The organism is Nocardia sp. NBC_00511 (genome assembly GCF_045161165.1).
Taxonomy (GTDB): domain Bacteria; phylum Actinomycetota; class Actinomycetes; order Mycobacteriales; family Mycobacteriaceae; genus Nocardia.
This window is the reverse complement of sequence record NZ_CP107849.1, coordinates 3,152,859-3,174,216: the sequence shown is the minus strand read 5'-3', so window position 1 is coordinate 3,174,216 and position 21,358 is coordinate 3,152,859. Positions and strand designations below refer to the sequence as shown.

The window sequence follows — 21,358 nt, the reverse complement described above, 5'->3', positions numbered from 1 at the left end:
CCGCAGAAAATTCGCATTCACAATTCAGGAGTCGCCGGTGAGTCCCGAACCCGCCGCGGTCGAGGAAATGAGCCGGGTGCAACTGGCCGTCGTCGAAAGCGTCGCGCCGCACCTGCGGCACAACCCTTACGACAGCTATCGGATCCTGCGCGCCGCCGGGCCCTTCGTCCCCGGACCCCACGACACCCACCTCGTCACCCGCCACACCGAGGCCCAGGCCATCCTGATCGACCCGCGCTGGAGCCACGCCGAGGAACCCGAGCTGCTGCACGGCGACAGCGAAGTGGAACTGCCCGGCTCGTTCCTGTGGATGGAACCGCCGGACCACACGCGACTGCGCGGACTGGTCGGCAAGGCGTTCACCTCGCGGACCATCACCGGATTGCAGGAGCGCGCGACCCAGCTCGTGGACGAGTTGCTGACCGCGATCCTCGCCGAGGGGGAAGTGGATCTGCTCGAGACACTGGCCTATCCGGTGCCGCTGACCCTCATCTGCGAACTGCTCGGCGTACCCGCCGAGGCGCACGAGCAGGTGCGGGTGATGTCGGCCGGCATCGCGCGCGGGCTCGACCCGGACCTGCTGCTGAGCCCCGAAGAGTTGGCCGCGCGCACCAAGGCCGTACACGAATTCACCGCGTTCTTCGGCGATCTCGTCGAACAGCGGCGCAAGGCTCCGCGCGACGACCTGATCACCGCGCTGGTGCAGGCCGAGGAAGCGGGCGTGCGGCTGACCCACACCGAACTGATCGGCACCCTGCTGATCCTGGTGGTCGCCGGGCACGAGACCTCGGTCAACCTGATCGGCAACGGCGTGCTGGCGCTGATTCGCGAACCCGGCGAATTCCAGCGGCTGCGCGCCGATCCCGACCTGGCCGGTCCCGCCGTCGACGAGGTCCTGCGCTACGACGCGCCCGTGCACCTGACCACCCGCACCGCGCGCGCCGAAATCACGGTCGGTGACCGGACTTTCGCGCCCGGCGACGCGGTGATCGTGCTGCTCGGCTCCGCCAACCGCGACCCCGACGCCTTCCCCGAACCCGACCGCTTCGACCTGGGCCGCTACCTGCCCGGTCGGCGCACCGAACGCCACCTGTCCTTCGGTCTGGGCCTGCACTACTGCCTGGGCGCACCGCTGGCTCGTATGGAGATGCGGAAGGTGTTGCACGCGTTTGGTTCTCGTGTCACCGGCCTCACCCTGCTGGCCGAACCGCCGTACCGGCCGAACGTGGTCGTGCGCGGCATGTCCGAATTGCATGTTCGTGTGGAGGGCAGATGAGCACCGCCGTACCCGAGATCACCTTCGACGCTTTCGAACCCGAACACCGCGCTGATCCCTACCCGGCCTATCGGCGGGTGCGCGATGCGGCGGGACTGTTCCCCTACCACTTCGGGGACGTGCCGGTCACCCTCGTCACCCGCTACGAGGACTGCTCGGCCATCCTCACCGGATCGGACTGGGGACACGGCTACGCGGCCGGGATCAGCCCCTTCCGTGACACCACCGCGGCCATCCCCGGCTCGTTCGTGCGGATGGATCCGCCGCAGCACGGGCGCTACCGCAAGCTGGTGGCCAAGGCGTTCACCCCGCGCATGGTCGCCGACCTCGCGCCCGTCGCCGGACAGGTGGTGGACGACCTCGTCGATACCGCCCTGGCGCGTGGCGAATTCGATGTGCTCGAGGATCTCGCGGTGCCCCTCGCGGTCGCCATGATCCCGGTGCGGCTGCTCGGCGGCGATCACGCCTACGGTGACCGCTTCCGGGAATGGCAGCTGGCCATCGCGCACGGCAGCGACCCGGACGCGCTGCTCGCGCCCGCGGATATCGAGGCGCGCGGACGGGCCGCCCTGGCGTGCATGGGCTACTTCGGTGAGCTGGTGCAGCGGCGCAAGCGCGAACCCGGAACCGACCTGCTCAGTGAACTGGTCGCGGCCAGCGCCGACGGTGAGACGCTGACCGAGGCGGAAGTCATCGGGATCTCGCTGCTGCTGCTGGTGGCGGGGATGGAGACGTCGATCAACCTGATCGGCAACGGCATGCTCGCCCTGCTGCGCAACCCCGTCCAGCTCGAATTGCTGCGGCAGCGACCCGAACTCATCGAGCCCGCCCTCGACGAGATGCTGCGCTACGACGCGCCCACCCAGTTCACCATCCGCGTCGCACTCGCAGACACCGTGGTCGGCGGGCGGCAGTTCCGGCGCGGCGACGGCGTCGTGGTGCTCACCGCCTCCGCCAGCCGCGACGACCGGGTCTTCCCCGACGCGGACACCTTCGACATCACCCGCTACGCCGGAAACCGGCCCGCCCGCAAGCATCTCGGGTTCAGCCTCGGCATCCACTACTGCGTCGGCGCGCCCCTGGCCCGGCTCGAAGCCGCGGCCGCCATCCGCGCGCTGCTCGACCGGGCACCGGATCTGCGCCTCGGCGCCGAGCAGATCGAATACCGGCCCAGCCTGATCCACCGTGGCGTGCGGTCGCTGCCGGTGACGGTATGAGCCCCGACCGGCACGCCATCGTCATCGGCGCGGGCATCGCGGGCCTGCTCGCCGCCCGCGTCCTCGCCGAATCCTGCACGCGGGTAACCATTCTCGAACGCGACACCGGCGACGTCAGTGCCGTCCGGCGCGGCGTCCCCCAGGGCCGCCACCTGCACGGCCTGCTCGATCGCGGCCGCGGCATCATGGAGGACCTCTACCCCGGCTGCACGGCCGACTTGGCCGCAGTGGGCGCGCACACGGCCGAGGTCCTGGTCGGAACCCGCTGGTACATAGCCGGATCCCGACTCACGGCCACCTCCACCGGCCTCACCTCGATCATCGCCACCCGCCCGCTCCTGGAATCCGTCCTGCGTCGCCGCACCCTCGAATTCCTGAATGTCGAACTGCGCGAAGGCATCACCGTGCGCGGCCTGATCGGCGATGGGAACCGGGTCACCGGTGTGCGACTGGCCCCGCACCGCGACGGCCGCCCAGCCCTCGACGATCAGACAATCGGCGCACCGGCCGAAAGCGCGACGCCTGTCGATGAATTCGACGAGGCCCGACACGGACGTTCGCGCGCAGCGCTGTCGGCCGAGCAGGTCATCTGTGCCGACCTGATCGTGGATGCCAGCGGCAGGGGTTCGCGAATCGGGGAGTGGCTCAGGGAGATCGGAGCTCAGTCGCCTGCCGAGGAACAGCTCGAGGTGGATCTGGGGTATGCCTCGAGGCTGTACCGGCATCGCGAGGGGCAGCTCGGCGGGCACGCGTCGGTGATCATCTCCACCGGTCCGGACGGGCACGGCGGGGGAGCGGTGCATGTGGAGGGAGACCGCTGGTTGGTCACCCTCGCAGGGATGATGGGGGATCATCCGCCCACCGATCCGGCTGGGTTCCAGGCGTACGCGGCTACCCTCTCCGCGCCCGATATCCACGAAATCATCACGGCCAGTGAGCCGCTCGACGACGCGGTGCCCTACCGATTCCGGGCATCGGTGCGGCGGCGCTTCGACCAGCAGACTGCCGCCCCGGCGGGGCTGATCGTGCTCGGAGACGCGCAGTGCGCATTCAACCCGCTGTACGCGCAGGGAATGACCGTGGCCGCACTTCAGGCCGACGCCCTGCGTGAATGCCTGCGTGCCGAGGGCGAATTCGCCGATCTGCCCGCACGGTTCTACACCGCCGCCACGGAGGCCGCCGCCACCGCCTGGCAGCTCGCCGCCGCCTCGGACCTGCGCCACCCCGACGTGGCGGGCGAACGCACGCTGCTGTCGCGGCTCACCAACGCCTTCGTCGCGCAGACCCAGCGCGCCGCCCACCACGACCGCCGGGTGGCGCGCACCTTCATGCGCGTCGCCCACCTCGTCGAACCGCCCGCCGCACTCGCCGAACCGGTGCTGGCGGGCCGAATCATGCTGCGCGGCAACGGTGCCGCCTTCGCCCGCTCCGCCGATCGTTGAACCCCAGGAGGACAGCCATGGCCGCCCCAGAGGTGCACGCCGTTGCCGAGGAACAGGATCCGGCCGTACTAGCGGCACTGGTCCAACTCTTCGGACCCGACGGCCGCTCCGACCCCTACACCCCGGCGCGCGTGCTGCGCGAGGCCGGACCCATCCATCAGACGCCGCTCGGGCATCGCGTGCTCACCCGCTACGAGGACTGCGCCGCCGTGCTGTCCACCACCGCGTGGAGCCACGCCGAAGAGGCCGGGATGATGCACCCGACCGTCAAACCCGAGAACGCGGCCGACGAGCTGCCCACCTCGTTCCTGTGGATGGAGCCGCCGGACCACACCCGGCTGCGCAACCTCGTCACCAAGGGCTTCACCCCGCGCATGGTGACCCGGCTGCGCCCGCGCATCGAGGAACTCTCCGAGCAGCTGGTCGACAACTGCCTGGCGGCAGGCGAATTCGACCTCATCGAGCAGATCGCCTACCCGCTGCCGCTGATCATCGCCTGCGAGCTCATCGGGGTGCCGAAGGAGGCCTACGGGCAGGTGCACCAGTGGTCGCAGGACCTGGCGCGCGGCTTCGACCATGACTACACGCTGCCCGAGGAATCGCTGAAGGCCCGCAGCGCGGCCTCGCGCGGATTCATGGGCTACTTCCGCGAGCTGCTCAACGAGCGGCGGGTGGATCCCAAGGACGACCTGCTCAGCGTGCTGTCGCAGGTCGAGGATCGCGGGGACGTGCTCTCCGAGCAGGAGCTGCTGGCCACCTGCATCACCACCTTCGTGGCCGGGCACGAGACCACCGCCAACCTGATCGGCACCGGCATGCTGCGGCTGCTGCGCGCCCCCGATCAGATCCAGGCGTTGCGCGACCGTCCCGAGCTGACTGCCGTCGCGCCCGACGAACTGCTGCGCCTGGAACCGTCGGTGCAGATCACCACCCGTGCGGCCACCCGGCCGATCACCGTGGCCGGACACGACTTCGAAACCGGTGAGGGCGTCGTCATTCTGATCAACTCGGCCAATCACGACGAGCGGGTGTTCGCCGATCCCGATCGCACCGACGTGGCCCGCTACTCCGATCCGATGAACCCGGCCAAGAAGCACCTCGGGTTCAGCCTCGGCATCCACTACTGCCTGGGCGCGCCGCTGGCGCTGCTGGAGATGGAAGTTCTGCTCGATGTGATCCTGCGCAAAGTCTCCGCGCTGGAACTGCTTTCGGAGGATCCGCCGTTCAAACCGAACGTGGTGATCCGCGGGCTGGAGTCGCTGCAGGTGGGGTTCAAGCCCGCCTGAGGTTGCTCGTGATGTAAAAGATTCTGTACATCGTGTCGTGTTTTCTTTACTCTGGGTGCATGCCCTACGAGGAGAAGCGAACCTGGATCCTGGGTGCCGCGGCCGTCGTCTCGTACGCGATCTATCTGATCGTCGTGCTGGCGCGGGCGCGGCATTCGGCGTTGACGGAGGTGGCGTACGTCGCGCCGCTGCTGTGGGCGGTCGGCGGATCCATCCTGGCGTCCGTGCTCGCCAGCATCGCGGTGTCCATCGGCTCCCGCGACCGGGATCGCCGCGACCAGCGCGACCGTGAAATCGACCGGCGCGGAACCCATGTCGGCAATGCGTTCGTGGTGCTCGGCGCGGTCGCCGCGCTGATCCTGGCGCTGGCCGACGGCGACCGGTTCTGGATCGCGAACGTGATCTACCTCGGCTTCACGCTCTCGGCCGTGGTCGGCTCGGCCGCCAAACTGGTCGCCTACCGGCACGGGGTGTGGCCGTGGTGAAACCCACGAAGGTCACCAACAACATTCGCGCACTGCGTTTCTCGCACGGCGAGATGACCCAGGCCGACCTCGCCGACCGGCTCGGCGTCACCCGGCAGACGGTCAACGCCATCGAACAGGGCAAGTACTCACCCTCATTGGAGGTGGCGTTCCAGATCGCGCGGATCTTCCGTGCGCCACTGGACGACGTTTTCGACTATCCCGAGGAGCAGCACCCGTGAAGGCCATCACCCAGGATGCCTACGGCACCACAGATCAACTGTCCTACAACGATATTCCCGATCCACTGCCCGGACCCGGCGATGTGCTGATCCGCGTGCACGCGGCCGGCGTGGATCCCAGCGTCTGGCATCAGATGACCGGCGAACCACGCCTGGCCCGGCTCGCGCTCGGGCTGCGGCGGCCGCGGGAACGGGTGCGCGGCTGGGACGTCTCCGGCACCGTGGTGGCGGTGGGTCCCGAGGTCACCGAATTCCGCTCCGGCGACGCGGTTTTCGGTACGGTGCCGGGATCCTTCGCCGAACTGGCGTGCGCTCCCGCCGCCAAGTTCGCGCCCAAACCGGTGAACCTGAGCTTCGAAGAGGCTGCGGCGCTGCCGATCTCGGGGACGACCGCGCTCGTCGGGCTGCGTGACTCGGGTCGGATCGCGGCGAGGCAACGTGTGCTGATCATCGGCGCGAGTGGGGGAGTCGGACACCTCGCGGTGCAGTTGGCCAAGCATTTCGACGCCGAGGTCACCGGTGTGTGTTCCGGAGCCGCTGCCACGTTCGTGCAATCCCTCGGTGCGGACCGGGTCATCGACTACCGGACCGAAAAGCTCACCGGTACTTACGATCTCATCCTCGATATGGCAGGCAACCGTCCGCTGTCACAGCTACGGGCACTGCTCACCCGGACCGGGACCCTGGTGCTGGGCGGTGGTGAGAACGGGGGTCGCTGGATCGGCGGGGTCGACCGTTCGCTGCGCGCGCAACTGCTGTCCGCGTTCACGAAGCAACGCCTGCGCGCCCTGCTGGCCCTGCCGAAACCCGAAGCGCTGCGGACACTGGCCGAACTCGCGGCCGCCGGTGCGGTGACCCCGCGCATCGATCGGGTCTTCGCCCTGTCGGACGCCGTGGCCGCGATCGAGCACCTGACCACCGGTCATCCACGCGGGAAGATCGTCCTCACCGTCGGCTGACCGCGGAACGTCCGAGCCCCTCCGCCGCGGGTGCGGCGAAGGGGCTCGCGTATTCGGATCCGGATCCCGGAATCAGAGGGGCAGCGGGCCCGAGGAACCGCTGGTAGCCCAGGAGAAGGCCGCGTTGACGCGGCTCAGGATCAGATTGGCGACGTCGAGGACGGTAGAACCCATCGATAATTCCTAGCGTTCGAGGGACAACGGTGCGGAGCGTAACCGACGACCCGGCACCGCGGATACCGGTTGGCGCAAACGTGAATCCGGGGACTGACCTGCGCGCGAGCGGGTAGGCGGCGATCGCCGCCACTGTCGCAACTTTGTGGCTACTCTGGAGTTCGTTCCTGCCCGATCGACGGTGCAACCGGCGATGACGAACTCGTGGAGGACGACACATGCTGCACACTGATATCCCGACCCACGGCGAAATCCTGAACCTGGCCGCCGCCACCGGGCCCTGGTGCCTCTCGATATACACGCCCACCGAGGCGGATACCCCCACCCCTGACAAGAACCGGGTGGCCTTCGAAAATCAGGTGAAGCAGGCCCTGCAACGGGTCGACGACAAGCAGGCGCACGCCGCGCTGTCGGAAGAACTCGCCGACCTCCTCGACGACGAGGACTACTGGCGCTATCAGTCCCGCACCCTCATCGCGCTGGCGACTCCCGAGCAACTACTCACCTATCGGGTGCCCAACCGCCTCGAGGCCAGCACCACCGTCGCCGACCGCTTCGCCATCACGCCGCTGCTGCGCGCGGTCACCTTCCCGCAGTCGGCATTCGTGCTCGCGCTCTCGGAGAACGCGGTGCGGCTCGTCGAGGTCAGCGGCGATCGGCCCGCGCAGGACGCGCAGGTGCCGGGCATGCCGGTCAACCTGAACGAATACCTGGCGCTGCCGCCGCTGGGCCGCAGCCCGCACGGGCGACTACAGGGCAGCGAAGGACGCAAAGTTCGCGTGCGCCAATACAGCCGCGCCGTCGACCAAGCACTGCGAAATGTGCTGACCGGCTTGGACATTCCCCTCATCCTGGCCGCCACCGAACCCACCGCGGGGCTGTTCCGCTCGGTCAACAGCTACCCGCACCTGCTGAGCGAATCCCTGCCCGGCAACCCCGAACACCTCTCCGACGCCGAACTCGCCGAACGCTCCCGGGTACTGCTCGACCAGCACTACGCCGACGAATTGACCGAACTGCGCACCGAATTCGAGAAGCGCCGCAGCGACGGCCGTGGCCTCGCCGACCTGTCCGACATCGCCCGCGCCGCCACCTACGGCACCATCCGCACCCTGCTGGTCGACATGGACGCGGTCATTCCCGGTGTGGTCGCCGACGACGGCTCGATCACCCCGGCCGCCTCCGGGGACGCGGTGGGCCCGGACATCCTCGACGACATCGCCCGGCGCACCCTGTTGTCGGGCGGCCGTGTCCTGGCTGTGCGCGCCGAGGACGTCCCCGACGGGGAGAAGGCCGTGGCGATCCTGCGATACGCGCCGTAGCCGAACCGGTGGGAATTCGGTAATTCGGTCCGCGGCAACAGCATTCGTGATCGCTCCACGCCGAACTCGTACGTCGAGGAAGGTGGGGTCGACAGGACTCGCCCGCGCGGGTGAATCAGCGGGCGGCGGCGGTCGAGGCGGTCGCCACGGCCACCAGTCGCGCCATCGCGTCCGGGCGCAACGCGGCGGCCTTCACGGTCGAGCCCGCATAGCGCAGGATGCCGTCGGCGACGAGCTCCGGAAGCCGGGGCTCGTGCAGGGATTCGGCGGCGAACGCGTAGAGGGCGTCGAGTTTCGGCAGGATGAGGCCGTAGTCGATGGTGCGCGCGATCCGGCCTTCGAGCGCGATCACCTGCTCGACGGACAGATCGTGCAGCGGGTATTCCTCCGGAAAGACATTGCGCAGGTTCAGGAACAGCCCGACCGAGCGGGTGCGGGGATCGCCGATCCACGGGGCCAGGCGCGCGAAGGGGCCGACCGCGAGATCGGGACGCTCGATCAGCGCCTGGGTGAACAGCGTGCGCACCAGCGTCACATTGATCAGGAATCGTTCCGCCGCGGATTCGCTTTCGGCGAGGCGCGCATGGTCGAGATACCCGGACACGATGCTGCGGTTGTGTGCCCGATACCAGGTCAGCGGTGACGGCGCGGCGAGGAAATCCAGCCACCGCCGCGCCCCCGGCGTGGAGGCGACGCCGCTGTCCGCCGTGAGCAGCCGCGCTTCGAGTTTGTCGAGCAGCAGCCGGTCGTTGACCGCCCGCCACCATGGGCTGCCGGTCACCGGATCCAGCACCCCGCGCGCCAATTCCCAACGCAGGAACGTCGATTCGGCGCGGCCGTAGCGCCGCAGCGCCAGCGGATACGCCTCCGCCGCCAGGTCGAGCCGCGCCGTGGGCTCGTCCTGGACGGCCGCCACCCGCCGCGCCGCCTCCTCGGCCGCGCCCCTGCAATCCATTTCCCCCACCCTACCCAGCGCGGACCCGGGCGTCTTTTCGAGACCGGGGGCCCGTACCGTGTGGGCTCACCGGTCGCGGTGAAAGCCCTAGGCGCGGGCGGGAATCGGTACCGCGAGGAAGGCGAGCAGGTCGCGGGTGAGGCGCTCGGGGTGGGTGAGGTAGAGGCCGTGGGGTGCGTTCTCGTAGACGAGAAGTTCGCTGTGGGGGAGTAGGGCGGCTTGCCGGTGGCCGCCGAGTTCCACGGGGATGGAGGCGTCGGAGTCGCCGTGGACGATCAGGGTGGGCAAGGTGATCGCGGGGAGTTCGGCGCGGAAATCGGTTTCGACGACCGCGCGGTTGCATTCGATGATCGCGTGGCGAGAGGTTCCGGCGATGGAGTTCAGGACCTGATCGCGGGCGATCCGCGAGACCTCGCAGCCGGGCAGGCCCACACCGATGTAGGCGTCGCCGTTGTCGGTGAGCCAGCGGTCCAGGTGATGCCGCCACGAATCACGCAGGGCGTCGGCATGTTCGGCGGGAACGCCGTCCGGGTTGTCGGGGGTGGCGAGCAGGAACGGCAGGGTCGCCGCCAGCAGAACCAGGCGTTCGACCCGGGCGCTGCCGTGGCGGGTCAGGTAGCGCACGATCTCCCCGCCGCCCATGGAATGACCGACCAGGGTGAGGTCGTGCAGGTCCAGGTGGTCGATCAGATCCGCGAGATCGTCTGCGAGGGTGTCGAAGTCGTAGCCCAGGCCGGGGTCGTCGGAGCGGCCGTGACCGCGACGATCCAGGGCGATCGCCCGGAATCCCCGCGCGACCAGGTCGGTCATCACACCGCGCGCCTCGTTGCTGTCCATACCCCAGGCCGACAGGAACAGCACGGGTCGGCCGGTGCCCCAGTCGCGGTAGAACAGCGAGGTGCCGGCGCGGGTCTCGATGAAAGGCATTGCGGTGTCTCCTCATTCGGTGTTCTCGGAACGAGGAGCAAGGTATCGGCGCTTCCCTGACATCTTGTGTCAGTGGATTTCGGCAGAATGGAATTCGTGCGCGCCAGCCGACTGATGTCCATCCTCCTGCTGTTGCAGACCCGCGACCGCGTCACCGCCGACGAACTCGCCACCCACCTCGAGGTCTCCGTGCGCACCATCTACCGCGACATGGAATCACTGACTTCCGCCGGGATCCCCGTCTACGGCGACCCGGGACACGCAGGCGGCTACCGCCTCCTCGACGGCTTCCGCACCCGCCTCAACCTGCTCACCACCGACGAGGCCGAATCCCTGCTCTTCACCGGATTGCCCGGCGCGGCAGCCGATCTCGGCCTCGGCGCCCTCGTCACCGGTGCGCGCCTCAAACTCATGTCCGCCCTGCCACCCGAACTGCGCGACCGCGCCACCCGCATCGCCGAACGCTTCCACCTCGACACCCCCGGCTGGTACGGCGAAGACGAACCCGCCCCCTACCTCCCCGTCGTGGCCGACGCCGTCTGGAACGAACGCTCCCTGCGCTTCACCTACATCCGCTGGGCCGAACCCCACCTCGTCGCCCGCACCACCGCCCCCCTCGGCCTGGTCCTCAAATCCGGCAACTGGTACCTGGTAGCCCGCACCGACGACCGAACCCGCACCTACCGCATCTCCCGAATCATGGAAATCCAAGTCCTCGACACCCCCGCCCCCCGCCCCGCCGACTTCGACCTCCCCACCTACTGGACCACCTACCTGCAATCCTTCGACCAACGCCGCCACCGAGACTCCGCCACCCTCCTCCTCACCGCCCCCGCCTACGACCGCCTCATCGAACTCCTCGAACCCGCCGCGGTAACCGCCGCCCGCACCACCGCAACCCCCACCCCCGACGGCCGCACCCGAGTAACCATCCCGATCGAATCCCACGCCCGAGCCCTCCCCGACCTCCTCCGCCTGGGCTCGGGCGCGGAAGTCATTGCCCCCGAACCTCTCCGACAGCGACTCGCCGCCGAGGTGACCGCTATGGCCCGCGTCTACGCCGCGACGGAGTAGAACACACTGCTATTCGGTGGGTCGGTCAGGAGAACCTGGTCAGGACGGAGATCGGGAACGAGATCGGGAATGGCTCAGAGATCTCGAGGATGTCCTTCTCCCCGAGCACAATCGGCTCGCCGTAGGCAGTGCCGTCGAGAGTGCGGATCTGAATTCGGGGATGAGGCTCGAAGTCGACCAGCCAGTATTGGTCGATGCCAGCGCGTGCGTACTCGATTACCTTGCGGCTGCGGTCTTCTCGCTCGCTTCCCGAAACTCGCGAAACGATTTCGATCGCAAGTTGAACGTCGCTACCAGGGCATACAGAAAGACCGAGATCGAAGATGTTACGTGCGGCCTCCGCGCTGACAAGTACGACATCGGGTCTGCGCACGCCGGAGGGCGTCGAGATATCCAGCGGTGCCTGCACGTATACGTCCACGCCGCAGCCCTCGGCGGCGCGTTCGAGGATGCTTTTCAGGACCCTTGCGAAGTGGTCATGGTGAAAGCTCGGTGACAACTCGATCAGCCAGCCATCGACGAGTTCGTGTGCCTTGCCCCGATCTGGGAGACCGTGCAGATCCTGCACGTTGTATGGCCCGTAGCCGTAGTCGCGTTCGAAGGCAGCACTCACCGCTCCTGTCCTTTCGTCAGGGAACTTTCGCCAGTGTAAGCGAATCCCCGATCGACAACTGTCGACCGGGGATTCGTTTCATGCGCCGAAGCGGATGTGTGCCTACACGCTCTTGTTGAAGGCCTTGGCCTCGCGGCGGCGGCGGTGCAGGATCGGCTCGGTGTAGCCGTTGGGCTGCGTGGTGCCCTCGAGGACCAGTTCCTTCGCGGCCTGGAAGGCGATGGAGGCGTTGAAGTCCGGGGACATGGGGAAGTACGAGGAGTCACCGGCGTTCTGGTGGTCCACGACGGGGGCCATGCGCTCGAGGGAGGCGATGACGTCGGCTTCGGAGACGATGCCGTGGCGCAGCCAGTTGGCGACCTGCTGGCTCGAAATGCGCAGGGTGGCACGGTCTTCCATCAGGCCGACATCCTTGATGTCCGGCACCTTCGAGCAGCCGACGCCCTGGTCGATCCAGCGCACCACGTAGCCGAGGATGCCCTGGGAGTTGTTGTCCAGCTCCTGCTGCTTCTCCTCGGCGGTCCAGTTGGTGTCCTGGGCCAGCGGGATCTCGAGGATCTCGTCGACGGTGGCGCGGGGGCCGCCCTTGGCGATCTCGGCCTGCCGCTTGAACACGTCCACCAGGTGGTAATGGGTGGCGTGCAGGGTGGCGGCGGTGGGCGAGGGCACCCAGGCGGTGTTCGCGCCGGACTTCGGCTGCGCGATCTTCTGCACCAGCATGTCGGCCATCAGATCGGGCATGGCCCACATGCCCTTACCGATCTGCGCCTTACCGGGCAGACCGGTGGCCAGGCCGGTGTCGACGTTCCAGTCCTCGTAGGACTTGATCCACTGCTGGGCCTTCATCTCGGCCTTGCGGACCATCGGCCCGGCCTCCATGGAGGTGTGGATCTCGTCGCCGGTGCGGTCCAGGAAGCCGGTGTTGATGAACACCACCCGGTCCTTGGCGGCGTGGATGGACGCCTTCAGGTTCACCGTGGTGCGGCGCTCCTCGTCCATGATGCCGACCTTGAGGGTGTTGACCGGCAGGTCCACCACGCCCTCGATGCGCGCGAACAGCTCGTTGGTGAAGGCCACCTCGTCCGGGCCGTGCATCTTCGGCTTCACGATGTAGATCGAGCCGGTGCGGGTGTTCTTCAGCTGGGTGTCGCCGTTGAGGGCGTGCTTGGCGATCAGGACGGTGATCAGGCCGTCCATGATGCCCTCACCGATCTCGTTGCCCTGCGCGTCGATGATCGCGTCGGAGGTCATCAGGTGACCCACGTTGCGCACGAACAGCAGCGAACGACCGTGCAGCACAAGGTCACTGCCGTCGAGCGCGGTGTAGACGCGGTCGGGGTTCATGGTGCGGGTGAAGGTCTTGCCGACCTTCGACACCTTCTCGGCCAGATCGCCCTTCATCAGGCCCAGCCAGTTGTGGTAGCAGAGGACCTTGTCCTCGGCGTCCACGGCCGCGACCGAATCCTCGAAGTCCATGATGGTGGTGACCGCGGACTCCAGCACCAGGTCCTTGACACCGGCGGTGTCGGTGGAACCGACGGGGGAGGACGGGTCGATCTGGATCTCGATGTGCAGACCGTTGTGCTTGAGCAGCACCGAGGTCGGGTTCGCCGGATCGCCCAGGTAACCCACGAGCACATCGTTGTCGGCCAGGCCGATCTCGGTGCCGTCCTCGAGGCCGACGACCAGCTCGCCGTTCTCGATCGAGTACTTGGTCGAGCCGATGTGCGAGCCGGTGATCAGCGGCACCGCGTCATCGAGGAAGTTGCGGGCCCACTCGATGACCTTGTCACCGCGGACCTTGTTGTAGCTCGAACCCTTCTCCGCGCCATTGGCCTCGGAGATGGCGTCGGTGCCGTACAGGGCGTCGTAGAGCGAGCCCCAGCGCGCGTTCGCCGCATTGATGGCGAAGCGGGCATTCATCACCGGCACGACCAGCTGCGGTCCCGCCTGGGTGGCGATTTCGGCGTCCACGTTCTCGGTACCGATCTGGAAATCGGCCGGTTCGGGACGGAGATAGCCGATCTCGGTGAGGAACTGCTTGTAGGCAGCCTTGTCGTAGCCGGCGCCTGGGTTCGCGCGGTGCCACTCGTCGATCTTGGCTTGGATGTCGTCGCGTTCCGCCAGCAGAGCACGGTTGCGGGGACCGAGGTCATTGATGACGGCCTCGGCACCCGACCAGAACGCGGCGGAATCTACGCCGGTGCCGGGGAGGGCCTCGTTCTCCACGAAATCGTGGAGAACCTTGGCAACCTGCAGCCCGCCGACCTGAATCCGCTCTGTCATCTACTGCCTCATTTCGAGAAGCCGGGTGGAAAAAGTACGGGCGTCATATTACCCGGGTTACCGGGCGGTATTTCACGGCACCGGGGTTCGGCGCGTCCGGGTCCGGGGTTGATTGTATCGCTCGGTACATTTAATGTACTGGTTGGAACATTTCTTCTGCGGCGCTCGCGAAGGTGCGAATCATGGGAAAACCGTTGTCCGGCAAGGTCACTGTGGTCACCGGCGGCAGCCGCGGGCTCGGCCGCGAGATGGTGCTGGCGTTCGCCGAAGCGGGTGCGGACGTCGTGATCGCCAGCCGCAAGCTCGACGCCTGCGTCGCACTGGCCGAGGAAGTGACGAAAAAGACTGGGCAGCGGGCCTTGCCGGTGGCCTGCAACGTGGGCGAGTGGGAGCAGTGCGAGAACCTCGCCGAAGCCGCCTACGAGGAGTTCGGCGTCGTCGACGTACTGGTCAACAATGCCGGGATGTCACTGCTCTACCCCAGTTTGGAGCAGGTTTCCGAGGCCATGTTCGACAAGGTGATGGCCACCAACCTGAAGGGGCCGTTCCGGCTCTCGGCGCTCATCGGCACGCGGATGGCCGCGGCGGGCGGCGGATCGATCGTGAATATATCTTCGATCGAGGCCGCGCACCCCGAACCGCTGGCCGTTCCGTACGCCGCCGCCAAGGCCGGACTCGAGGCGCTGTCGGTCGGGCTCGCGCACACCTACGGACCGGGCGTGCGGGTCAACACCATTCGCTGCGGGCCCTTCGACACCGATATCGCCAAGGCGTGGCCGCCGGAGTTGCGCGCGGAACTGGCCCGGCACACCGCGCTGAAGCGCATCGGCGGTCCGGCCGACATCGTGGGCGCGGCACTGTTCTTCGCCTCCGACGCCTCGGCCTACTGCACCGGGGCGACGCTCGCCCTCGACGGCGGCTTCCGATGACAGCTGCCGTTCCCGCGCGCAGGCGTGGCAGACCTCCTGCTTCAGAAGCCGGGGAGACCCGTGAGCGGATCATGCGGGCCGCGCTGGAACTGTTCGCGCACAAGGGCTTCCATGGCACCGGCGTCGCCGAGATCGGTGATCGGGCCGACGTGCAGCGCGGGGCGCTGTACTACCACATCGGGTCCAAGGAGGAGCTGCTGTGGCAGATCCTCGCCGACTACACCCGGCTCATGCTCGCCGAGGCCGAACAGATCACCGCCGGGGACGACTATCCGGTCACCAAGCTGCGCAAGCTGATCCACAGTCACGTGCGGTTGATCATCGAGAACCGCAGCGCGGTCGCCATCCAACTGCGTGATGTCGCGTCCTTGACCGGGGAGCGCGCCCGCGAGCTACAGGCATTGCGCGACCGCATCCAAACCCTGTGGCAGCAGGCCCTCGACGCCGGTCACGCCACCGGCGTGCTGCGCACCGCCGACCACGTCGTCACCAATGGCGTCCTGGGCATGCTCAACTCCGTCACCTTCTGGTACCGCGACGAAGGCAAGCACACGCCCGGCGAGATCGCCGACATTCTCTGCACCACCGTCCTGGATGGACTCATCCAACCGCGCAAGAGCACGAAAGGCTGATCATGGCTTGGGATTTCGACACCGATCCGGAATACCAGAAGAAGCTGGACTGGGTCGCGGAGTTCGTCCGGACCGAGGTGGAACCCCTCGACCTGCTCTACCCGAACCCCTACGACCGCGCCAACCCCGAGATCCGGGCGCTGATGAAACCGTTGCAGGACAAGGTGAAAGAGCAGGAGCTGTGGGCCTGCCACCTCGGTCCTGAACTGGGCGGACCCGGCTACGGGCAGTTGAAGCTGGCCCTGCTCAACGAGGTGCTCGGCACCTCGATGTGGGCTCCGTTGGTATTCGGCTGCCAGGCACCGGATTCCGGCAATGCCGAGATCCTCGCCCACTTCGGTACGCCCGAGCAGAAGGAGCGCTACCTGCAGCCGCTGCTCGACGGTGAGATCGGTTCCTGCTATGTGATGACCGAACCCACCGGCGGATCCGATCCCACCGCCTTTCAGACCCTGGCCGTGCGTGAGGGCGACGAATGGGTCATCAACGGCGAGAAGTGGTTCAACTCGGCCGCCGAATTCGCCACCTTCCACATCGTGATGGCGGTGACCGACCCGAATGCCGCACCGCACCAGCGACTCTCGATGTTCATCGTGCCCGCCGACGTGCCGGGCCTCGAGATCGTGCGCAACTTCACCGTCCCCGGATTCAGCGAACACGAGGGGCACCTGCGCTTCACCGACGTGCGCATCCCCGCCGACTCGCTGCTCGGCGCGGAGGGCATGGGGTTCATCGTGGCGCAGACCCGTCTCGGCGGCGGCCGCGTCCACCACGCCATGCGCACGGTCGCATTGGTGCGCAAGGCCTTCGACATGATGTGTGAACGCGCCGTCTCACGGCCCATGGGCAAGGGCGTGCTCGGCGGCAAACAGCTCACCCAGGAGAAGATCGCCGAATCCTGGATCGAGATGGAACAGTTCCGGCTGCTGGTGCTGCGCACCGCCTGGCGCATCGACAAGGAACAGGACTACCGCAAGGTCCGCCACGACATCGCCGCCATCAAGGTCGCCATGCCGAAGGTCATGCACGACATCGCCCAGCGCGCCATGCACCTGCACGGCGCCATCGGCGTCAGCACCGACCTGCCCTTCATCGACATGATGAACTACGCGCAGGTGATGGCCATCGCCGACGGCCCCACCGAGGTCCACAAGATCACCCTCGCCAAGCAGGTCCTCGCTGCCTACACGCCGGGAGATCCGGTGTACCCCAGCGGATATCGACCCGCTCTGCGTGAGCAGGCCCGGGAACTGGTGGCGCGGCGACTCGAACACGCCGTTGGCAACCTCTGACATCGTTCGGCGCGTCCCGGTTCTTCGGGACGCGCCGGAATGGGTTGTCAGGCGCTGCGCAGTGCGCGAATCGGCCGGTCTTCGCGCTCGGCATCCGGCCGCGGCACCGCCGAGAGCATGGACTGCCCGATCCACCCCGGCACCTCACGACGAACCGCGGCCGGTCCGCTGATCTCGACCGTCTGCTCCCGCATCGCGGCGGCCCAGCCCCGATCACCGCGCCAAATTTCGGTCAGCGTGCGCAGCGTCGTATGCACGGTCGCCGCGACCTCGAACCCCGGATCGTAATCACAGACGTGCGCGGTACCCCGATCCACCATGAGCCACCAGCGCGCGGATTTGCCGGTCAGATCAGCGAATTCGAGCGCCACCACGGTCCGTGCATCCGGCCAGGTCGCCAACGGCATGGTCCGCCGGATATCCCACAGCAGCAGATGCGGATCGAGATCGACCTCACCGAGCTCGGGAATCCACCGGGTACTCCACACCCCCAGCGCGTGCACAACCGTCGACAGCTCCTGCCCGGCCTGCGTGAGTGTGTAACTGGTCCGCCCACCGTCGTCCACCGCCCGATCCACCAGCCCGGCCTTCTCCAGCGACCGCAGCCGCCGCGACAGCAACGCCGGAGACATCTTCGGATTCCCCCGCCGCAGATCATTGAAATGCCGACTACCCAGCAACAATTCGCGAATCACCAGCAACGTCCACCGCTCGTCGAGCACATCCATGGCCTTCGCGATCGGGCAGAACTCTCCATAACCGGGCATCGCTCCAGTACACCGGCGGACCGGCGACGAGAGAACACACCCCAGGGGTCGTCCGGCCCACCCCCGGCCCGGCCCCGCCGGTACAGATGTTGAACTGGCCGGGGTGGTGGGGTGGGACGGACGCTGAGCGGGAAGTTCAACGACCCTCAGGAGAGATCATGTCCCGTCTTCAGCCCAGTGAAATCGCCCCGCCTCCGGGCGAATACGGTCCGGCATCCGCCGCGTTGCGAGCCAAACATCGAGCGATGTGGGCGCTCGGTGACTACCCCAGCGTCGCCGCCACGGTGATTCCGCAGCTCGGAGCGCGGCTCGTGGAGGCGTGTGGGGTGGAGCGGGGGACGTGGGTGCTCGATATCGGGGCGGGGGCGGGGAATGCGGCCATTCCGGCGGCGTTGGCCGGGGCGAGTGTGGTGGCCAGTGATCTCACGCCGGAGTTGTTCGAGGTGGGGCGGGTGGCCGCTGCCGCGCACGGGGTGACCATCGAGTGGCAGGAGGCGGATGCGCAGGCGTTGCCGTATGCCGATTGTGAATTCGATTGCGCCATATCGTCTGTCGGACTGATGTTCGCGCCCTTCCATCAGGCTGCCGCGGATGAGCTGGTCCGGGTGGTCGCTGCGGACGGGATCATCGGGATGGCGAACTGGACGCCGCAGGGGTTCATCGGGCAGATGTTCGCGACCATGAAGCCGTTCGCGCCCACGCCGCCGCCCGGGGCGCAGCCGCCGCCGCTGTGGGGTGACGAGGAGCATGTGCGGGAGTTGCTCGGGGATCGGGTGCACGCGCTGAACCTGGTGCGGGAGCGGGTGATCGTCGACGCGTTCGCGAATGGGGTGGAGTTCCGGGAGTTCTTCAAGGCGAACTACGGGCCGACCGTCGCGGTGTACGCGGCCATCGCCGCCGAACCTGAGCGGGTCGCGGAACTGGATCGGGCGCTGGCCGAGCTGGCCGACGCCTACGACCTCGGCGGTGGGCGCATGGAGTGGGAATACCTGCTGATCACCGCCCGGAAATCCGGGTAGGGCGGGCAGCCGGTCAACGGCGACCGGTGGGGAAAGGTGTCGGGCGGTACCGGAAGGCGGTGCCGCCCAACACCTATCGCGACGACTGCTCGCCGGTCAGGACGATGCGTTGGTGGTGCCGTCCACGTTCTTCACATAGTTCGCGACATAGGTGTCGAGGATGTTCTCGATGTTCGCGACGAACTTGGTGGTGTTGGGCTGGTTCGGGCCGCCCGGGTAGTCGCCCGCACCGGCGACGAACCGCCAGCCCTCGGCCAGCAGGGCCTGCTGGGTGGTGCGATTGGCGGCCACCCGCTGATCGGCGCGAAACACCGAGGCGCTCCCGGTGGCCACCACGGCGATAATGCCCGCCGCCGCGGTCGAGACGCGCACGATGTCACCCTGGAAACCGGCCAGGCCGGTCACCACCGCGCTCGCGGTCAGAGCGATGAACCGCAGCAGCTGTCCCCAGTTGCGGAATCGGCTGGTCAGCCTGCCGGTATTGAGAACCTCGAGGGCATAGGTGCTGTCCCAGAAATCCTTGAAGGCGGAACCGACCGTCTGCCAATCGATTACCGCGGACATCGAGTCGATCTGAGCCTTGAGCGACGACGATCCAGCCACGCGCACAGTCTTACACGATCATCCGCGACGGGTGCGGTTACGCGGTAGGACCGGGTGCGGTTACGCGGTGCGCGGCACCACCCACAGCGCCTCGGCCAGCGCGCACAGCTCGCCGTCCCGAGTCGAAAGCGCCACCCCGACAGTGTGTTTACGCCCGTCCCGATGCAGCGGCCAGGCATGCGCGATGTAGTCCTCGCCCGCGCGGACCGGCCGCAGCTGGGTTCCGGTGAGCGCCGCGGTGAACGCGCCCTGATCCATCTTCGACAGCACCCAGGCCGCGATGCCGCCCGGGCAATCCAGGGTCGACCACACGACTTCCGGTGGCAGTTCACCGGATTCGTCGGCCAGGCCCGGGTCCGGCGTCCAGGCGGCGGCCATCAGGTCGCGGCCGGGAACCCGCCACGGGAACAGGCGCAGACCCTGACCGGGTGCGCAGCGCACGCCGCAGCCGTAGCAGTCGGTGATCCTGCGGTGCGGTGACGAGAGTGCCGTTGCCACAGCCGCTTCCGCCTCGTCCCAGGAGGGCGCGGGCGGGATGTCCAGTGCGAGCGTGGCGTTCGACGCCTCGGTCAGCACGGTGCCATCGGCGGCGGTGAGTGTGGCCCGGCCGGTCTCCGGCCGCGACAGCAGGATCGGCGTCTCCACCGGCACCGCGCGCCGGAAATCCACCCGAACCGTCTCGGCTCCGGCCTGCGCGGCCAGCAGGCCCGCGACGTACCCGCCGAACGCGATATCCGGGTAGCCGTGCGCATGGCCCGGAATGGAGAGGGCTTGTGCCTGAGTCATGGTCACCGTCGACCTTTCCCGGCCGGACGGCCGCAGGGTCTTTCGACCATACCCAGGACGGCCGACGGCGCGACGGTGAGGTTTCGCACTGCGCTTATCTGCGTTTGCGCTCGCGGACCACATGCGACCGCAGGCGTGAAATGCCCTTCACCCGGACACTGCGCAGATGGCGCAGCACCAGCTCATCATCGCCGTCGAGTTCCGCCGCCGCGCCGTCGTCGACGAGGACCGTGCCGGGACGTGCCACGCCCGTCAGTCGCGCGGCCACATTGACCACGGTCCCGTACAGGTCGCCGTATCGCGTGAGGACCGGGCCATAGGCCAACCCGGTACGCAGCTGCGGCATCTCTGGAATCCGCTGGCCCGCAACGGCTATCGCCCGATGCATCTCCAATGCGATGCGGGCTCCGGCACTCGTGCTCTCGGCCGCGAACATCACCTCGTCGCCGACATTCTTGATCACCCAGCCGCCGTGCGCGGTGATCACCTCGGTGGTGGTGGTCTCGAAGGCGTCCAGCAGCTCGGTCAGCTCGTCGGGATCCAGGTGCCGCGACAGCCGGGTGTAGCCGACCATATCGGCGAAGCCGACCAGCAGCGGCCGGGTCGCGCCACCGGATTCGACCGAGCGGCTCAGCGCTGCCGCCATATGCCGCTGCCAGGCGTAGTCCTGTAGCTCACCGAGCACCGCGATGGCCGCGGCGGTCGCGTCGGCCTCCGAGCCCGGGAACGGCCCGTCCCCGAGTTGTCCGCCGACCTCGCGGGTGATCAGGTCCGCCTGCCATTCGGCCAGCCTGGCCATCGCCTGACCCAGGGTGCGAGCGGCCGCGATCTGACTGGCCTCGCCCGCGGCGGCGGTCGCGGTCAAGGTGGCGAAGGCGCGGATGGCGGCGACGTCGTGATCGGTGAACGCGACCTCGTCATCGCTGGCCGTCGCCGGAAACCCCAGTGCCACCCACAGTTTGCGGGCCCGCTCCACCGGCACCCCGGAGAGTTCGGCCACCTCGGTGCGGGTATAGCGGCGCGGCCCGCCGAGCAACGACTGCTCGACCACCGCGGCCGACTCACCGGATTCGATCATGCGGCCAGTAGAGCA

The 21,358-nt window shown here is 67.9% G+C and carries 21 protein-coding genes; 13 read left to right on the top strand and 8 right to left on the bottom strand.

Annotation, left to right across the window (positions count from 1 at the left end; genetic code table 11):
- The first annotated feature begins 37 nt into the window (after window positions 1-37).
- The 8 genes from OG300_RS15055 to OG300_RS15020 all read left to right on the top strand — a co-directional run bounded on the left by OG300_RS15055 (window position 38) and on the right by OG300_RS15020 (window position 8,382).
- Window positions 38-1,276 carry a cytochrome P450 gene (locus tag OG300_RS15055; protein WP_405496294.1) on the top strand — a complete coding sequence of 413 codons (1,239 nt, stop codon included), beginning with the start codon at window positions 38-40 and terminating at the stop codon, window positions 1,274-1,276.
- Entirely contained in the window at window positions 1,273-2,493 is a 1,221-nt protein-coding gene (locus OG300_RS15050) for a cytochrome P450 (protein ID WP_405496292.1), read from the top strand. The genes OG300_RS15055 and OG300_RS15050 overlap by 4 nt, the downstream gene beginning before the upstream one ends.
- Window positions 2,490-3,935: an NAD(P)/FAD-dependent oxidoreductase gene (locus tag OG300_RS15045; protein WP_405496290.1), complete on the top strand. Its 1,446-nt coding sequence runs from the start codon at window positions 2,490-2,492 to the stop codon at window positions 3,933-3,935. The genes OG300_RS15050 and OG300_RS15045 overlap by 4 nt, the downstream gene beginning before the upstream one ends.
- A gap of 17 nt (window positions 3,936-3,952) precedes the next feature.
- Window positions 3,953-5,221 (top strand): cytochrome P450, encoded by a 1,269-nt coding sequence (locus OG300_RS15040; protein WP_405496288.1) that lies wholly within the window; start codon window positions 3,953-3,955, stop codon window positions 5,219-5,221.
- A 59-nt stretch (window positions 5,222-5,280) separates the two neighbouring features.
- On the top strand, window positions 5,281-5,706 hold the full coding sequence (locus tag OG300_RS15035) for a hypothetical protein (RefSeq protein WP_405496286.1): 426 nt from the start codon (window positions 5,281-5,283) through the stop codon (window positions 5,704-5,706).
- On the top strand, window positions 5,700-5,927 hold the full coding sequence (locus OG300_RS15030) for a helix-turn-helix transcriptional regulator (RefSeq protein ID WP_405496284.1): 228 nt from the start codon (window positions 5,700-5,702) through the stop codon (window positions 5,925-5,927). Before OG300_RS15035 ends, OG300_RS15030 begins: the two co-directional genes overlap by 7 nt.
- The gene (locus OG300_RS15025) at window positions 5,924-6,886 is read left to right on the top strand and encodes an NAD(P)-dependent alcohol dehydrogenase (protein ID WP_405496282.1); all 963 of its coding nucleotides are present in this window, start codon (window positions 5,924-5,926) and stop codon (window positions 6,884-6,886) included. Before OG300_RS15030 ends, OG300_RS15025 begins: the two co-directional genes overlap by 4 nt.
- Window positions 6,887-7,278: 392 nt before the next feature.
- The gene (locus OG300_RS15020) at window positions 7,279-8,382 is read left to right on the top strand and encodes a hypothetical protein (RefSeq protein WP_405496280.1); all 1,104 of its coding nucleotides are present in this window, start codon (window positions 7,279-7,281) and stop codon (window positions 8,380-8,382) included.
- 115 nt (window positions 8,383-8,497) lie between these two features.
- On the opposite strand, the gene OG300_RS15015 is transcribed toward OG300_RS15020, so the two are convergent.
- Both OG300_RS15015 and OG300_RS15010 read right to left on the bottom strand, forming a co-directional pair.
- Window positions 8,498-9,337 carry a hypothetical protein gene (locus OG300_RS15015; protein ID WP_405496278.1) on the bottom strand — a complete coding sequence of 280 codons (840 nt, stop codon included), beginning with the start codon at window positions 9,335-9,337 and terminating at the stop codon, window positions 8,498-8,500.
- A gap of 87 nt (window positions 9,338-9,424) precedes the next feature.
- On the bottom strand, window positions 9,425-10,264 hold the full coding sequence (locus OG300_RS15010) for an alpha/beta fold hydrolase (RefSeq protein ID WP_405496276.1): 840 nt from the start codon (window positions 10,262-10,264) through the stop codon (window positions 9,425-9,427).
- 96 nt (window positions 10,265-10,360) lie between these two features.
- Between OG300_RS15010 and OG300_RS15005 the strand changes: the two genes are divergently transcribed.
- Window positions 10,361-11,338 carry a helix-turn-helix transcriptional regulator gene (locus OG300_RS15005; protein ID WP_405496274.1) on the top strand — a complete coding sequence of 326 codons (978 nt, stop codon included), beginning with the start codon at window positions 10,361-10,363 and terminating at the stop codon, window positions 11,336-11,338.
- Between the two features lie 25 nt (window positions 11,339-11,363).
- On the opposite strand, the gene OG300_RS15000 is transcribed toward OG300_RS15005, so the two are convergent.
- Window positions 11,364-11,951, bottom strand: coding sequence for a Uma2 family endonuclease (locus tag OG300_RS15000; protein ID WP_405496273.1), 588 nt, complete (start codon window positions 11,949-11,951; stop codon window positions 11,364-11,366).
- 102 nt (window positions 11,952-12,053) lie between these two features.
- Complete coding sequence (locus OG300_RS14995) at window positions 12,054-14,237, bottom strand: malate synthase G (protein ID WP_405496271.1); 2,184 nt, start codon at window positions 14,235-14,237, stop codon at window positions 12,054-12,056.
- A 182-nt stretch (window positions 14,238-14,419) separates the two neighbouring features.
- On the opposite strand from OG300_RS14995, the gene OG300_RS14990 reads away from it, so the two are divergent.
- The 3 genes from OG300_RS14990 to OG300_RS14980 are packed head-to-tail and all read left to right on the top strand — an operon-like array spanning window position 14,420 to window position 17,090.
- Window positions 14,420-15,166, top strand: coding sequence for an SDR family NAD(P)-dependent oxidoreductase (locus OG300_RS14990; protein ID WP_405496269.1), 747 nt, complete (start codon window positions 14,420-14,422; stop codon window positions 15,164-15,166).
- Complete coding sequence (locus OG300_RS14985; protein ID WP_405496267.1) at window positions 15,163-15,798, top strand: TetR/AcrR family transcriptional regulator; 636 nt, start codon at window positions 15,163-15,165, stop codon at window positions 15,796-15,798. The genes OG300_RS14990 and OG300_RS14985 overlap by 4 nt, the downstream gene beginning before the upstream one ends.
- A 2-nt stretch (window positions 15,799-15,800) precedes the next feature.
- Window positions 15,801-17,090, top strand: coding sequence for an acyl-CoA dehydrogenase family protein (locus OG300_RS14980; protein WP_405496265.1), 1,290 nt, complete (start codon window positions 15,801-15,803; stop codon window positions 17,088-17,090).
- A gap of 47 nt (window positions 17,091-17,137) precedes the next feature.
- On the opposite strand, the gene OG300_RS14975 is transcribed toward OG300_RS14980, so the two are convergent.
- Complete coding sequence (locus OG300_RS14975; RefSeq protein WP_405496263.1) at window positions 17,138-17,857, bottom strand: winged helix-turn-helix transcriptional regulator; 720 nt, start codon at window positions 17,855-17,857, stop codon at window positions 17,138-17,140.
- Window positions 17,858-18,015: 158 nt separating this feature from the next.
- Here OG300_RS14975 and OG300_RS14970 point away from each other — a divergent pair, with 158 nt between their 5' ends.
- Window positions 18,016-18,876: a class I SAM-dependent methyltransferase gene (locus OG300_RS14970; protein ID WP_405496261.1), complete on the top strand. Its 861-nt coding sequence runs from the start codon at window positions 18,016-18,018 to the stop codon at window positions 18,874-18,876.
- Between the two features lie 96 nt (window positions 18,877-18,972).
- On the opposite strand, the gene OG300_RS14965 is transcribed toward OG300_RS14970, so the two are convergent.
- The 3 genes from OG300_RS14965 to OG300_RS14955 form a co-directional block, all read right to left on the bottom strand.
- Entirely contained in the window at window positions 18,973-19,479 is a 507-nt protein-coding gene (locus tag OG300_RS14965) for a DUF4231 domain-containing protein (protein ID WP_405496259.1), read from the bottom strand.
- A gap of 60 nt (window positions 19,480-19,539) precedes the next feature.
- Window positions 19,540-20,265, bottom strand: a complete 726-nt coding sequence (locus OG300_RS14960; protein WP_405496257.1) for a PaaI family thioesterase — start codon at window positions 20,263-20,265, stop codon at window positions 19,540-19,542.
- A gap of 94 nt (window positions 20,266-20,359) precedes the next feature.
- Complete coding sequence (locus tag OG300_RS14955; protein WP_405496255.1) at window positions 20,360-21,343, bottom strand: adenylate/guanylate cyclase domain-containing protein; 984 nt, start codon at window positions 21,341-21,343, stop codon at window positions 20,360-20,362.
- Window positions 21,344-21,358 lie beyond the last annotated feature (15 nt).